Source organism: Cupriavidus sp. 96C5-1 (genome assembly GCF_057798855.1).
Window position 1 is genome coordinate 91,623 of sequence record NZ_JBYOJU010000021.1, and the last position, 14,213, is coordinate 105,835.

10 protein-coding genes and 1 riboswitch are annotated in these 14,213 nt (G+C 66.1%); of the genes, 2 read left to right on the forward strand and 8 right to left on the reverse strand.

The features are described from left to right. Positions 1 to 143 precede the first annotated feature (143 nt). From AC3FOF_RS22330 to AC3FOF_RS22365, 8 genes are all read right to left on the reverse strand, one after another. The gene (locus AC3FOF_RS22330) at positions 144 to 344 is read right to left on the reverse strand and encodes a hypothetical protein (protein ID WP_017230917.1); all 201 of its coding nucleotides are present in this window, start codon (positions 342 to 344) and stop codon (positions 144 to 146) included. A gap of 189 nt (positions 345 to 533) precedes the next feature. After that, positions 534 to 1,088 carry a surface-adhesin E family protein gene (locus AC3FOF_RS22335; RefSeq protein ID WP_017230918.1) on the reverse strand — a complete coding sequence of 185 codons (555 nt, stop codon included), beginning with the start codon at positions 1,086 to 1,088 and terminating at the stop codon, positions 534 to 536. A gap of 83 nt (positions 1,089 to 1,171) precedes the next feature. Further along, positions 1,172 to 1,870 (reverse strand): 3,4-dihydroxy-2-butanone-4-phosphate synthase, encoded by a 699-nt coding sequence (ribB, locus tag AC3FOF_RS22340; RefSeq protein WP_276264803.1) that lies wholly within the window; start codon positions 1,868 to 1,870, stop codon positions 1,172 to 1,174. Positions 1,871 to 1,985: 115 nt separating this feature from the next. Continuing rightward, positions 1,986 to 2,142, reverse strand: a riboswitch (FMN riboswitch). A gap of 130 nt (positions 2,143 to 2,272) precedes the next feature. Continuing rightward, positions 2,273 to 3,148, reverse strand: a complete 876-nt coding sequence (locus AC3FOF_RS22345) for a helix-turn-helix domain-containing protein (RefSeq protein ID WP_017230920.1) — start codon at positions 3,146 to 3,148, stop codon at positions 2,273 to 2,275. Between the two features lie 96 nt (positions 3,149 to 3,244). Then, positions 3,245 to 5,266: a sigma-54-dependent Fis family transcriptional regulator gene (locus AC3FOF_RS22350; protein ID WP_276264804.1), complete on the reverse strand. Its 2,022-nt coding sequence runs from the start codon at positions 5,264 to 5,266 to the stop codon at positions 3,245 to 3,247. A gap of 379 nt (positions 5,267 to 5,645) precedes the next feature. Next, on the reverse strand, positions 5,646 to 6,152 hold the full coding sequence (locus AC3FOF_RS22355; RefSeq protein ID WP_017230922.1) for an acetone carboxylase subunit gamma: 507 nt from the start codon (positions 6,150 to 6,152) through the stop codon (positions 5,646 to 5,648). Positions 6,153 to 6,256: 104 nt separating this feature from the next. After that, a complete protein-coding gene (locus AC3FOF_RS22360) occupies positions 6,257 to 8,581 on the reverse strand; it encodes a hydantoinase B/oxoprolinase family protein (protein ID WP_488727812.1) in 2,325 nt (774 codons plus the stop codon). Positions 8,582 to 8,592: 11 nt separating this feature from the next. Beyond that, positions 8,593 to 10,737, reverse strand: coding sequence for a hydantoinase/oxoprolinase family protein (locus AC3FOF_RS22365; protein WP_276264805.1), 2,145 nt, complete (start codon positions 10,735 to 10,737; stop codon positions 8,593 to 8,595). Positions 10,738 to 11,175: 438 nt separating this feature from the next. On the opposite strand from AC3FOF_RS22365, the gene AC3FOF_RS22370 reads away from it, so the two are divergent. Further along, on the forward strand, positions 11,176 to 12,489 hold the full coding sequence (locus AC3FOF_RS22370; protein ID WP_035818258.1) for a hemolysin family protein: 1,314 nt from the start codon (positions 11,176 to 11,178) through the stop codon (positions 12,487 to 12,489). A gap of 291 nt (positions 12,490 to 12,780) precedes the next feature. Then, positions 12,781 to 14,118: a GGDEF domain-containing phosphodiesterase gene (locus AC3FOF_RS22375; protein ID WP_488727813.1), complete on the forward strand. Its 1,338-nt coding sequence runs from the start codon at positions 12,781 to 12,783 to the stop codon at positions 14,116 to 14,118. Positions 14,119 to 14,213 lie beyond the last annotated feature (95 nt).

The following is a 14,213-nucleotide window of genomic DNA, read 5'->3' on the forward strand; positions in this document are numbered from 1 at the left end:
GCCGGGCGCCAGTGGGTTTGGGTCCCCGCGCCGGGGTGCCGCGCGATTGACGCGCGGCACCGCGGACGTGGGCGGCGTGGCGAACCCGGCAGCACGCGCGCACAGCGGTGCGCTCGCGGCCAGTCGCCCTTCACAAATGGCGTTTAGACGCCCTTGTTCATCATCTTGTCGGCATCGGCCGGCGCGTGGTTTCTTTTCTTCCTGGCGTGCTTCTTCGACATCTTGTCGGACTTCGATGCCGCAGGCTTGTCGGTGCCCGCAGCCGGCGCGGCAGGAGCGGAAGCCTGCGCATAGGCGCCTGCTCCGAACATCGCCAACGACAACATCACGATCCACTTCTTCATGTCAGCCTCCCTGGCCAGTTGTGGAAAGAAGCCCGCATGCGGCCCTTGGAGGCCTTTGGCACCGGCACTTCTTCAGTAGCAACAACGGTACCCCGCGGCAATGGGTTGACGCGGCAGCATGCTTATCGACGCTGCGGCGCAGCATCGGGCACCTGGGCTTTGATGGGCCTTGGCGAGCCCTGATGGATCTCAATGACAGACGCGGTCGAGCAGTTCGCCGGCAATGGTGCCCGCGTTGGCAACTTGCGGCATACCCGCCTGCGGAGCACTGATGGTATAGAGCGACTCGCCACGCGCATAGCGCTTGGCGTAGAGGGTCTGCTCGACCACGGCATACATGGATGTGGCGCAATTGAAGACCATGCGCTTGAGCGAGGAACGGATCTGCTCGCCGCTGGTGGTGCGGATGATGCCGGCCGGCGCATTGCGCATGACCGCAACGCCGACCTCGGGGCCGCGGCGGCGCACCGAAGTCTTGTCAAAGTAGGAAATCACACCATTGACGCTCATCAGCGGCAACCAGCGCTGTGGGTCGGGGGCGGGCGTATCCGGCGCGGCCAGTGCGGAACAACCCTCACGCGGCGTGGAACGGAAGACCGTGCCACCGTTCGGACCCTGGCATTGATACAAAGCCGCCGTGGCGGCGGGGCGAACCGTATCGGCAACCGGTTCGGCATACGCGGCAAGACAGACGCAGCTGCCCGCCAGCACGGCGGCAGCATGGAAAAAGGCGCGCAAGGACATGGACGGACCCTCGTGTAGACCAGAAAACAGCCAGCATTGTCGCATACCGCGTCCTGCCCTCCCGCCGACAGGCGCCCTGCCCGTCAGTCTTGCTGTTCGCGCCAGGCCACCAGGTCCGCGATGGTCAGCACCGGCAACTGGTACATTTCGGCGAAAGCCAGTGCCTCCGGGCGGCGCGCCATGGTGCCGTCCGGGTTCATCAACTCGCACAGCACCGCTGCCGGCGCGAGCCCGGCCAGGCGAGCCAGTTCCACCGAGCCTTCGGTATGGCCGCGGCGCGCCAGCACGCCGCCGTCGACGGCAACCAAAGGGAAGACATGGCCCGGGCTGACCACCGCATCGAGCCCCGCGTCGTCGGCGATGGCGGCGCGGATGGTGGTGATGCGGTCGGCTGCGCTCACGCCGGTGGTCACGCCCTCACGAGCCTCGATCGAGACCGTGAACGCGGTGCCGTACTGGCTGCGGTTGTTTTCCACCATGGGGCGCAGCCCCAGCCTGGCGGCCTTCTCGCGCGTGAGGCACAGGCAGACGATCCCGCTGCACTCGCGGATCATCATGGCCATATTGGCCTGGGTCAGGCACTCCGCGGCAAGGATCAGATCGGCCTCGTTCTCGCGATCGTCATCGTCGAGGAGCACCACGGGGCGGCCTTCGCGCATGGCGTTCAGCGCCTGGGCAATGCGCTCGCCCAGCGGACGGGTATCGTGCGTGGCTTCGAGCCGGCTGGCTTGCCGCACGGTGACAGCGGCATTGTCTTGATCTTGAGTAGGAAGGGACAGCATGAAACGCTCCTTGAACAGCGATAAGCGGGCGTTTCAGGGGATCGGCGGACGCACGGGCACGCTGGCGCCGGACACGCGCATGCGCGCATGCCGGACATCCAGCCGGAGTGTTACCGCCCATCTTCTTTCATCCGGACTATGACCGTCGGCCCTGGCCTCTCACCAGGTCTGCTGACCCCGCACGGGAGTGCGGGCGCTCGCGGGCTCGCCACGGCGCACAAAGCGCGCGGCATACCGCCGGTGGGGACTTGCACCCCGCCCTGAAGACGTAACGATGCGGCGCGCCTGCCCTTCGTGCTGGCCGGCGTGCCGCGCGCCAAATGTTAGCACGAGCGCGGGGAAATCCGCATGCGGCCCAAGCGCTCGCGGCAGGTGCGGGCGGGCGCTGCCCGAGCCGCCAAGCTACGCGGCAGCAGCGGCTGCAGGCAATGACAGTGCCTCGAGCGCCTGGCGAGAAGCTTCATCGGCCGGGAAAAAGCACTCGATGCGCATTTCCTGTAGCGTGACGTCCTGCGGAATGCCGAGCGTGGTCAAGGTGGAAAACAGCGAAGCGCGAAAGCCGTCCGCGGCCAGCGCCACCGGCAGCATTGGCGGCGGCGTCCGCTCGGCGGCATCGTCTTCGAACAGCGGCAGGCCGCCCGGGCCGACCAGATCCGGATGCCAGGCGGCGATGCGGCCGAAGATCTCGCGCGCGGTCTGGTCCTGCGCCTGGATCTGCAATTCCTGCCACACGCGACGCAGCAAGTAGCGGCCGACCTGGCGCGCGTTCTCGATGACCGGCCACAGGCCCTCGGGATCGAATACCGTCAGCATCAGGTTGATGCGTCCACCCCCCTCCTCCAGCACGGTCGGGGCTCGCTCGCCCAGCAGCTTGCCGATCATGCGGCGGTAGGCCTGATTGGCATCCAGCATGTTCCAGAAGCGGTCCAGCACTACCGCCGGATAGGGTTCCTGCTTGGACAGGATCAGCGCGACCGCCTGCTGCACCATCTGTAGCGCGGGCGCGGCGAGGCCGTGCTCGCTGTAGGCCGGCGCGAAGCCGCCGGCCAGCAGCAGGCGATTGCGCTGGCGCAGCGGCACGCCCAGCCGGTCAGCCAGGGACAGCACCATCTCGCGGCTGGGCCGGGCGCGGCCGGATTCGAGAAAACTGATATGCCGCTGCGACACCCCGGCCGCCAGCGACAGCGCGAGCTGGCTATAGCCACGTCTGCCGCGCCAGTAGCGCAGCAGGCCGGGGAAGTCGAGGGCGGTTTCGGAACTGGGGGTCAGGGTGTCCATGACGGCATTACAGCACGGCGAAGGCCACCGCGCGATTACCTGCCTGGTAATAATGTTTTGCCGTGTCTCCAGCGCGTGCCGGGCAGCACGACCGCCCTAAGCGCCCCTGCCCCGGGTTTCGCTCAGCGCAACGCTCAGGCCGTATTTGCGGATCTTCTGATAAAGCGTGCTCTTGGCTATGCCCAGGCGCGAAGCGGTCTTGGTCAGGTTGCCGCTGCTGTACGCCAGGGCCTTGCGGATGGATTCGGCCTCAGCCACTTCCAGCGAGCAAACCGTTTCGGGAAGTTCGCCCCCAATGCGTTTGCACTGGTCGGCGGCGGGCCCTCCACCCGCCGCTCCGATTTCAAGCGGCAGCTTGTCCACGGTGATCACGCCGCCATCGGCCATCAGCAAGGAGCCCTCGAGCGCGTTGCGCAATTCGCGGACATTGCCTGGCCAGTCGTAGGCAAGCAGGCACCGGTAGGCATCGTCGTCGAATGTCGCCATCGGCAGCCCGTAGCGCTCGCACAACTGGGCCAGCCAGTGCGAGACCAGCGCGGGGATATCGTCCTTGCGCTCGCGCAGCGGCGGGATGGCGATATTGGTCACGGCAATGCGGTAGAACAGGTCCATGCGGAATTTGCCGGCGGCCACATCGTCCCGCAGGTTCCGGTGGGTGGCCGCAACCAGGCGGAAACTGACCTTGCGCGGCGCGTTCTCGCCCAGCCGGTAGATCTCCCCTTCCTCCAGCACGCGCAGCAGGTGCGGCTGGATGTCGAGCGGCATCTCCCCGATCTCGTCGAGGAACAGGGTGCCCCGGTTGGCAGCCTCGATCTTGCCGGCTGCGCCCGATTTGCGTGCTCCGGTGAAGGCACCTTCCGCATAGCCAAACAGCTCGCTGGCGAGCAGGTCCCGCGACAGCCCGCCGCAGTTCAGCGCCACGAACGGTCCGTCCGAACAGGCGCTGGCCTGGTGGATGCCCTGCGCGAACAGTTCCTTGCCCACGCCGGTTTCACCCAGCAGCAGCACCGGCACCCGGGACGGCGCCAGGTGCTGCGCCTTTTCCACCGCCGAGCGCAAGGCGGCACCATTGCCCACGATACGGGAGAAGGCCGGCGCCAGGCCGGGGCGCCCGGCCGGCATGCCGGCAGCCCCGGCGGCAAGGCGATTTGGCGCAGCCGGAATCACCACCAGGAAACCCAGCATCTCGCCACCCTCGCGAATCACGTCGACCCGGGCCAGGCGCAGCCATGCCGGCGTGGGCCGGGTGGCGGAGCCGGTGGTACGCGCGTCGAGGCCGGGGACGGAGAAGGCGCTGTTCAGCGCCGTGTTGACGCCCAGCCGTGTGAGTGCCGAAGGCGCTTGCGGATTGGCCTTGACCAGTTTGCCACGTTCGTCGAGGACAAGGACGCCGTCGCTGCGCGCCGAGCCGAAATGGCTCGCGCAGCGATCCAGCAGCCGCAGGCGGCGTTCCATCGCCAGCTTGGCCAGCCGGCTCTCGATGCGGCCGGCCAGAGAAACCGTCAGCGCCAGGCTGTGCCGGCTATAGGTCTGCGCCAGGCCCGAGACGTCGATGACGCCAAGTACGCCGCCGTCCAGCGGATCCCGGATCACCGTGGCCGAGCAGGTCCAGCGCTTGATGCCCGCGCAGAAATGCTCGGCGCCATGGATCTGCACCGGCTGCTGCAAGGCCAGCGCGGTACCGATGGCATTGGTCCCGCAGTTCAGCTCGGTCCAGTCGCAGCCGGGAATCAGGCCGACTTCCCCGGCGGGCTCGACGATGCGCATATCGCCTTCCTGCTGGAGGATCATCCCGTCCGGATCGGCCAGCAGCATGATGGTGCCGGTCTGCGACAGGAACTCCCGCGTCTGCTGGATCAGCGGCAGGCTGGCGCTGACCAGCCGCTCGTTCCTCTCCCGCCGTTCCCTCAGCCCGCCCTCGTCGAGCGGGGGCGGCGCGGCCCCCGCGCCGGGATCGACTTGTCCCACCAGGCAGCGCCGCCAGGAGTCATCCACCACGCAGCGCAACTCGCCGGCATTCGCCTCGCCGCCGTCAATCAGGTGCTCCCAGGCGGACATGATGCTGGCGTCATGGTCGGGATGGGAAAACCAGTCCATCGGTGTGGTGGCCTCTTGCATGCCGTGTCTCCTTGCGGGGTCCGCTCGATGCGGATCGGGAATGGCCGGTGTGCCGGCTCGCTCTCGGGCTTTGTTCTCTGTTTTTATTGCTGCGGTACTGGCGCCCGCTTCTGTGCATGCTACTCCCGACCGCACCACCAGTGCCAGCCGGGACTTGACCTCGCCAGCCGTTCTTCCTGCAAATTCCAGGCCACCGTGTAGCCACCGCCCGCGCGCCGTCCGATGGCGTCCGGTTGCCGGATCGCCCACTATCGGACGGCCGAAAACAAAACGGCCGTCCGAAAATCGAACGGCCGCCAGGCCATCGGCAATGGACGATGGCCTGGCCGGATTCAGCCTCGGTGTATGGCTGATCGGTTACATCAAGGCCGATCCGGCCTCAATCCACGCGCTCGGGCACCGGCAGCTTTACCCAGTCGGTGTAGAACGCCTCGATATCCGGCTCGAAATCGTGGATCACCGGATACCACGGCGTGGGCGCTTCCACGTCGTGCATGGTGCCGCACTTGGGACAGTAGTATTCCCGGTACACCTGCCACTGGGTATCCGGGGCCATCAGGTGCGGATAGACCTCGGCCATGGCTTCGTCCGTGTCGCGCACATAGACGTTGGCGTGCAGCTTCCAGTTCTCCCGGTAGTCGCAGAAGACATGGCCGCAATCGCACTGCGTGACCCATTTCCGGGTCTTGGCCTGCTGCACGATAAACATGTGCGGGCTCAGCGGCAGCACGATGCGGTCGTCCCAGTCGAGCTTTTTCTGCAGCGCCTCCACGTACAGCTGAAAGCGCGCGGCATCCTTGGGCATGGACAGCATGCGCAGCGTGGTATCCCAGTCGAGCTTGCCGTCGACCAGGTTCTTGACCTGTTCACTGGTGTAGGTAGACATCCTGAATCCTCTCTTGAGTCTTGAGTCTTGAGTCTTGAATCCTGTCTGGTGTCGTTCGCCGGCGCAGCCTGCCACGCGCCGGCGTCGCTCCGTATCCGCCTGGCTTACTCCTCGACCAGCACCACGGTGTGCACATCCGGCATCTTGGACAGGTCCATGCGGTACTTGGAACCGTAGGTGGGCACGTCCAGTTCTTCCTCGGTCAGCGTCCAGGATTCGGGCAGGTCCCAGAACGCGCGGAACTGCTGCTCGAACTTCTCCGACAAGCCGAAGCTGGTGGCGAACATGTGCTGCACCTGGGTCGAGGCATGCTTGACCAGGATCCGCTCGCGCTCGCCCTTCATCCACTCTTGCGTCGGCTGCGAGCGCGCCAGCCGCTGGTTGCGGATCTCGACCCGCTGCAGCGCGGTCTGATGGGCATCCACCTTCCAGATGCCGTTGCCGTCCTTCGTCGCCACCGCGCCATAGACCTTCTGGGCATATTCCGGCAGCAGCAAGGCATTGTTCAGGTCCCTCTCGATGGCTTCCACCTCGCGGTCGAGCGGGTCCCCGAAACCGGGGCCGCCACGCAGGTAGTTCAGGTACAGGTCGTAGTTGTCGTAGCAATCCTCGGTGGTCATGCACTGCTGGTCGCGCTTGACGCGCGCGCCGGCGTTCAGGTGGTTCTCGTAGTCCGGCAGGTCCGGGTTGGCGTCCCCGCCCAGCGGCAGGCTGTCACCGGCGGCGATGCGCTCCTTCAGGCCGGTCTTGTGGGCTTCGAAGCGGTAGCCGGTGGCGGCCGGATAACCGCCCATCAGGCCCCAGTCGCTGTTCATATAGCCGTTGCCCATGAAGAACATGGTCCAGTCCTGGGCCTTCCATACCATGCGCAGCGTCTCGAAGCCGCAGCCGCCGCGGTATTTGCCGTAGCCCCCGGAGTTGGACTTGGCGTTGCGCCCAAGGTAGAGCAAGGGCTCGGCCATTTCCCAGATTTCGATATCGCCCATATCGCCCTCCGGGTTCCAGATCGCCGCGGCGTGGTTCAGGCCGTCCTTGATGGCGCAGGCGCCGGTGCCGCAGGACGAGGCCTCGAAGCTGTTGACCGCGTGGATCTCGCCCTCCTGGTTGATGCCGCCGCCCTGCAGCCAGTTGGAGGTGTTGGCATTGCCGGCGTTGACTTCCTCCAGGTAGCCGCGGCTGAAATAGGCCTGCGACAGCCCGCGCCACATCGCGCTCCAGCCGGAGACCAGGAAATGCCAGGCATAGGCATGGCCGGTACGGCGGTCGTCCGGGTTCATCCACGTACCCTTGGGCAGATGGAACTCCGTGCCGAAGTAGGCGCCGTCGTTGATGCGCTGCGTCGGCACCAGGGTCTGGGTCATCATCACCCAGATGCCGCTGGTGAAGGCCACCTGGTGCGCGTTGTAGGAGTGCCAGCCCCAGCGGCTGGCGCCCTCGAAGTCCAGGCGCCACGAGCCGTCCTTGCGGATTTCCATTTCCACCGGCGAATGCATGATCGAGTCGAGCTTGGCGAAGGCCGACGAGGTCTGCACGTCCGGATGGTTGTACGGCACGTCGACAAAGGCCACCTTGCGGTACTTGCCCGGCAGGGTCATGGCCTTGATGCGGGTCTGCAGGCCGCGGCGCCCTTCCTCGATCACCTCGTAGGCAAACTCCTCGTAGGCTTCCAGCCCTTCGTCCTCGATCACTTCCTCGATCAGGTCGCGGATCATATGGCAGCCCGCAATGCGGGTGCGCTCATCGAGGATCCAGTATTTCGGCGTACGCACCGAGCGCTGGCTTTCGTGCAGCCAGTCGCGCAGCGGCGTATCGTTCACACCGGTTTTGCGGCAGGTGATCATGTAGCCGTCGCCGAAACGCTGCACCTGCCCGGTCGACATCGATCCCGGGGTGACCGCGCCGGTGTCGATCACATGGGTCACGCCGCCTACCCAGCCCACCAGCTTGCCGTGCGCGAAGATCGGCACGATGGTGGCGATATCGCACGGGTGGACGTTGCCGATCGAGCAATCGTTGTTGGTGAACATGTCGCCGGGATGAATGCCGGGATTGGCCTCCCAGTTGTTCTCGATCATGTATTTGATGGCGGCGCCCATGGTGCCGACGTGGATGATGATCCCGGTCGAGGTCAGCACGCAGTCGCCGGCGGCGTTGTAGAGGGTGAAGCAGAGTTCGCCTTCCTGTTCGACGATGGGGCTGGCGGCGATCTTCTTGGCGGTTTCGCGGGCGTGCACCAGGCCGCCGCGCAGCTTGGAGAAGAGTTTCTCGTAGCGGATCGGATCCCGTTCGCGGAATGCAAGCCGCGTGAGGCCGTTGTAGTGGCCGGTCTGCTCGGTGCGCTCCAGGATGGCATCGCGGAATTCCTTGAGCGTCTGGCCGGTCTTGAGCAGGTCGGTCAGGCCGACTTCCTTGCTGGACATCATATTCATGGCGTGTCTCCTTACTTCACTTCTTTGAGGTGGAACAGGCGATGCTTGTCGAGCGTGGTGGCGAAACCCTTGGGCACCACGAAGGTGGTGGCGTCCGACTCGATGATGGCCGGCCCGGTGATGGTGTTGCCGGGTTGCAGCGCTTCCATCTTCCACAACACGGCCTCATGCCATTGCTTCTGCCGGTACAGCGGGCGCGTTCCCAGCCTCGCCTGCGCGGGCGGCCTGGGTCCGCCTTCCGGGTCTTCCGGCAGCACCGGCTTCTGGGTGATCACCATGCCGCGCATGATCGCGCCGGTCACCGAGAAGCCCAGCTCGGGGGAGCGCGCCGAACTGGCATACACCCTGCCGTAGGTTTCCTCGAAGGCATCGACGATCTGGTCCCAGTCGCCCGCGGTGGCGGCGTTGACGATCGGAGAATTGATTTCCAGGTCGTTGAGCTGGCCCATGTATTGCATGCGGTACCCCGGGCGCAGGATCACGTCCTCGGGCTGGAAGCCGTTGATCTTGAATTCCTCGATCACCTTGGACGCCAGGTCGGACCAGGCCTTCTGGATGGTCTGCGCGGCTTGCGCCTTGTCCGCCTCGGCCGCGTCCTGCGGCAGCGCCAGGTCGACGCTCTTGTCATAGCGGTACTCGAAATCCGCGCAGGCGCAGCCGAATGCCGAGAAGCCCGCCGCCCAGGCCGGCACGATCACGTCCTTGAAGCCCAGGCCCTCGGTATAGCCGTAGGTGTGGACCGGCCCCGCCCCGCCGTAGGAGAAGCAGACGAACTCGGTCGGGTTGTAGCCCTTGGCGCTGACGTTGGAGCGCAGGTACTCGCGCAGTTGCAGGTCGAGCAACTCGATCACGCCCGCCGCGGCATCCTCTACCGACAAGCCCAGCGGATCGGCGATCTGCGCCTTGATATGCTGGCGCGCCCGCTCCACGTCCAGCTTGATGGCGCCGCCGAGGAAGTTGTCCGGATTGAGGTAGCCCAGCACCACGTGGCAGTCGGACACGGAAACCGTATCCAGGCCGCTCTCCGGCCAGCAGGTGCCGACGCGGTAGCCCGCGCTGTCCGGGCCAAGCTTGATGGCGCCGCTGTAGGGATCGAGCCGCACGAAGCTGCCCGCCCCCGCGCCCACGGAATCCATCGTCACCAGCGGCAGGGACAGCACCAGGCGCGCCATGTCGGGATCGGCGGCGATGGCGAAGTTGCCCTTGGTGATCAGCGCCATGTCGAACGAGGTGCCGCCGATGTCGGAGCAGGCGATATTGTCGTAGCCCAGGGTTTCGCCCAGCAGTTTCGAACCGATCACGCCGCCGATCGGGCCGGAAACGATGGTGCGCGCCAGTTCCTTGGCCTTCCAGCTGATGGTGCCGCCGTGGGTGGCCATGACCCGCAGGTCGAATTTGGCGCCGTGCTTCTTGAACCGGTCGCTGACTTTCTTTAGCGTCTGCCGCGACGGCTCGGCGGCATAGGCTTCCAGCACCGTGGTGTTCATCCGGTGGCTTTCCTTGCGCTGCGGGTAGTAATCCACCGAGGCGAAGACCGGGATATCGGCCCCGAGCTTCCTGAGTTCGTCGCGCACGATATCGCGCGCCTGCTGCTCGCTGGTGCCGTTCTTGTGCGATTGCAGGAAGCAGATCACGATGGCCTTCGACCCCGCCGCGACCAGTTCGCGCGTGGCCTGGCGCGTTTCCTTCTCCCGCAGCGGAATGACGATCTCGCCCTGCACGTCGGTACGCTCGGTCACGCCACGCGTACGCGACAATGGCACCAGCGGCTCGTCATAGCGGTGCGTATTGAGGTGGATACGCTCTTCCAGCGCGTAGCCAAGGTAGCTCTGGATGGCCCGGCCCATCGAGTGGACATGTTCGAAGCCCTTGTTAACCATCAGTCCGACGTCCAGCCCCTTGCGCTGCACCACGCGGTTGAGCATCGCCGTGCCCGAGTACACGCAGGTCAGCAGTTCGGGATACACGTCGTCGACGCCGCGCTGCCAGTGGGCCAGCGCATCCTCCGAGGAATTGAAGATCGCCAGGGACTCGTCATCCGGATTGCTTTGTGCCTTGCCGACCACGAACCGGCCATCGGAGCGCACAAAGAAGGTGTCGGTCATCGTGCCGCCGGCGTCGATGCCCATCACCTGGACTTGTGATTGCACTTCCATATCCATGTCTCCTTCCATTAGTCGCTTTCACGGCGGCTGCCAGGCAGCACCGTTGCCAGACTCACCACGTTGCATGGCGGTCCGGTCTCTCTGTCGCAACCCCTGTGCCAGCTAGCCGAAAGAGAATTATTTTCTTATGTATCAATAACTTAGTGAAAACGTGACGGACAGGAACGGGATCCGCTCCGTAGCGGGCGTCTGGAATTCGAACGGTGAAGCCGTTCGGTTTTCGCGCTGTGTGGCGGTGGGCGGAATGTGGGGGGAACGGATTGGCACGGCCTGGCGCAGGGGGGGGCCCAGGGCCATGGAGGAAGTGCCGCGACAGGCCTGCGAACAAGCCGTGCGGCGGCTCGCGCACGCGCCGAAATCTGTTTTGACGCATGGCAATGTTATGCTTTGGGCCTCAATAACTCCTGCGCGCACAGGGCGCGCACCCTGATGGAAATTGCCATATTACTGGCGCTGATCCTGATCAACGGCTTGTTCGCGATGTCCGAGATCGCCTTGATGACGGCCCGCAAGGCCCGCCTTCAGCGACGCATCGAGGATGGCGACCGCGGCGCCATCGAGGCGATGAAGCTGGGCGAAGACCCCACACGCTTTCTGTCGACCGTGCAGATTGGCATTACCTCGATCGGGGTGCTCAACGGTGTGGTTGGCGAATCCACCCTCGCCCAGCCCTTCGGCGTGTGGCTGCAGGGCTTTGGCCTGCAGGCAACCACCGCCGGCTATGTGGCGACCACCATCGTGGTCGCAGGACTGACCTACTTTTCCATCGTATTGGGCGAACTGGTGCCCAAGCGTCTCGGCCAGATGGCGCCCGAATCCATCGCGCGCCTGGTATCGCGCCCGATTTCCTTCCTGGCGCTGGCCTCCACCCCCTTCGTCAAGCTGCTCTCCAGTTCGACCCGGCTGGTGCTGCGCATGCTGGGCGTGAAGAGCGGCCGCGGCCCGGCCGTGACCGAAGAAGAGATCCATGCGCTGCTGGTGGAAGGCTCGGAAGCCGGCGTCATCGAGCAGCACGAGCACACCATGGTGCGCAATGTATTCCGCCTCGATGACCGTCAGCTCACCTCGCTGATGGTGCCGCGCGGCGACGTCGTCTGCCTGGATGTGGAAGTCCCGCTCGAAGAAAACCTGCGCCGCATCGAGGAGTCCGATCACTCGCGTTTCCCGGTGGTGCGCGGCGGCATGCACGACATGCTCGGCGTGGTGAGCGCGCGGCAGTTGCTGGCGCGCCGCCTGCGCGGCGAGCCCACCGACCTGACCGCCGTGCTGCAGACCCCGGTATTCGTGCCGGAGAGCGTGACCGGCATGGAGTTGCTGGAGAACTTCCGCGCCTCCGGCGGCCAGATCGCCTTTGTGATCGACGAGTACGGCGAGGTGCTGGGCCTGGTGACGCTGCAGGACCTGATCGAAGCCATTACCGGTGAGTTCAAGGCCGATGGGGCCGGCGAGGAATGGGCGGTACAGCGTGAAGACGGCTCATGGCTGCTCGATGGCCTGATCCCCATCCCGGAGCTGAAGGATCGCATCGGCCTGCGCCACGTCCCGGAGGAAGACAAGGAGCGCTATCACACGCTGTCCGGCATGCTGCTCCTGCTGCTCGGCAGGCTTCCGCAGACCGGCGACACCGTGCGCTGGGGCGACTGGAAGTTCGAGATCGTCGATATGGACGGCAAGCGCATCGACAAGGTGCTGGCCGCCCGCGTCCCCCCCGAGGATGGCGCCGACGCCGAGACCACCGGCTGACGGGCAAGGGTACGCACGGCGGTTGCCGCGCCCGCGGCGCCGCCGGTTCAGGATTCTTGATCTCCGGCACGCGCCTGCAAATCCGCACTATCCCTGTATCCGCCCCTGCTTCGGGCGGCGCCCGCCGTGCCGTATCATCGTGACTGTGCCGTGACATCCCTGAGGCCCGCTGGAGGGTGTACCCCTCCAGCCCCGCAAGGAAGCCACGGCGGTTGCCACGGCCACGGCGTCGCCGGACCGCGGCGCCCATGCTAGCGCGCGGCAAACCACCGCCGCCCACAGGGACCCCTCATGCAGCCTGACGCAGACGGCACTGTCCGCCAGCCAGAGGCGGACTCGCAGGACACAAACGATTTTGCCGCCATGCTGGCGGCGCACCGTCAACAACCCGCCGCCACGCCTCATCTCGTCGTGCTGGTGATTCATCTCGACCGCTTCACGCACGCAAACGAGACGCTCGGCGCGCAGCCGGCCTTGCGCCTGCGCGCGCAAGCGGCGGCACGCATCGCCGCACTGGCGCATCCGGCCGAAATCGCCTGGCTGGGCCAGGCCGACATCGGCGTCATCGTGGCGCTGCCGCCTGGCGGAGCGCCTCCCATGGAAGCCGCGTTGCGCCTGGGGCGTAGCGTGGCCGCCGGCCTGGCACGACCGTTCCAGCAGGATGGTTTCGAACTGTTCCTCTCCAGCAGCATCGGCGTGTCCATGGACGACCCGGTCAAGCCCGCCGAACGCTGCCTGCATGAAGCGTATGACGCGATGCTGCGCGTGCGCAAACGCGGCGGCGACGGCGTAGCCGGCGACACGGCTGCGGCGTCCCCGCCCCTCGCCACGCCTTTGCTGGCAGCCCTGCCGTACGCCCTCGCCCGCGGGCAGCTCTCGCTGAACCTGCAGGCCCGGGCGTCGCTCGCCACAGCCTGCGTGACCGGCTACACCGTCAGGCTGCGCTGGCAGAGCCCCGAGTTGGGGCGGGTTGCGCCCCAGGACTTCCTGCCTGCACTGGAAGCGCTGGGCCTGATGGGCGATGTCGCCCATTGGCTGATGGAAAATGCCCTGCCCATGCTGGGCTGCACGGGCATCCCCAGCCCGGTGGCGCTGTCTTTTCCGGTTTCCAGCGCGCAATTGCACGGCACCCCCATGATCGACACCCTGCTGCGCACGCTGGAGCAAGAGCAGCTCGACCCCGCCAGGGTCTGCCTGGAGATCCCCGCCGCGGCACTGCCCGCAGGCGATCGGGAGGCCGCCGGCAAGCTGGCGAGGCTGCGGCGCGCGGGACTGCGGTTCGCCTTGAGCGATTTCGCCGAGGCGCCGGACGGCACAGCGACACTGGAGCGGCTGCAACCCGACCTGCTCACGTTCAACGCACGCAGCATCGGCAACGCCGATCAGGCAGGGCCGCCAGACCAGCGCAATGCTGCCGTGGCCCGGCTGCAGGCGGCTTGCGAGCAGGCGCAGCGCCTTGCTCTGCCGGTTTGCGCCAGGGGGATCGAAACACGCCTTCAGCTTGGTGTGGTGCGCCAGTGGGGGTGCAGCGATATGCAAGGCTACCTGCTGGCCCAACCCTTCCCGGTCCACTGGCTCGCCCAGACGCATGCCGCCATCTGCGCGCGTGCGCGCGAATTGCTTGGCTAGACGGGGTCCTGAGTCTGAACCAGGACACCAGCCCACCTTTGCCTGGCACGAGTGGTTACAAATTGGCGCGTGCCATGCTTCAATAGAGCATGGCC

Coding starts and splice junctions, on each gene's coding strand:
- AC3FOF_RS22335 (WP_017230918.1), bottom strand. CDS start 1,088: ATGTCCTTGCGCGCCTTTTTCCATGCTGCCGCCGTGCTGGCGGGCAGC.
- ribB (WP_276264803.1), bottom strand. CDS start 1,870: ATGCTGTCCCTTCCTACTCAAGATCAAGACAATGCCGCTGTCACCGTG.
- AC3FOF_RS22350 (WP_276264804.1), bottom strand. CDS start 5,266: ATGCAAGAGGCCACCACACCGATGGACTGGTTTTCCCATCCCGACCAT.
- AC3FOF_RS22345 (WP_017230920.1), bottom strand. CDS start 3,148: ATGGACACCCTGACCCCCAGTTCCGAAACCGCCCTCGACTTCCCCGGC.
- AC3FOF_RS22370 (WP_035818258.1), top strand. CDS start 11,176: ATGGAAATTGCCATATTACTGGCGCTGATCCTGATCAACGGCTTGTTC.
- AC3FOF_RS22365 (WP_276264805.1), bottom strand. CDS start 10,737: ATGGAAGTGCAATCACAAGTCCAGGTGATGGGCATCGACGCCGGCGGC.
- AC3FOF_RS22375 (WP_488727813.1), top strand. CDS start 12,781: ATGCAGCCTGACGCAGACGGCACTGTCCGCCAGCCAGAGGCGGACTCG.
- AC3FOF_RS22360 (WP_488727812.1), bottom strand. CDS start 8,581: ATGAATATGATGTCCAGCAAGGAAGTCGGCCTGACCGACCTGCTCAAG.
- AC3FOF_RS22330 (WP_017230917.1), bottom strand. CDS start 344: ATGAAGAAGTGGATCGTGATGTTGTCGTTGGCGATGTTCGGAGCAGGC.
- AC3FOF_RS22355 (WP_017230922.1), bottom strand. CDS start 6,152: ATGTCTACCTACACCAGTGAACAGGTCAAGAACCTGGTCGACGGCAAG.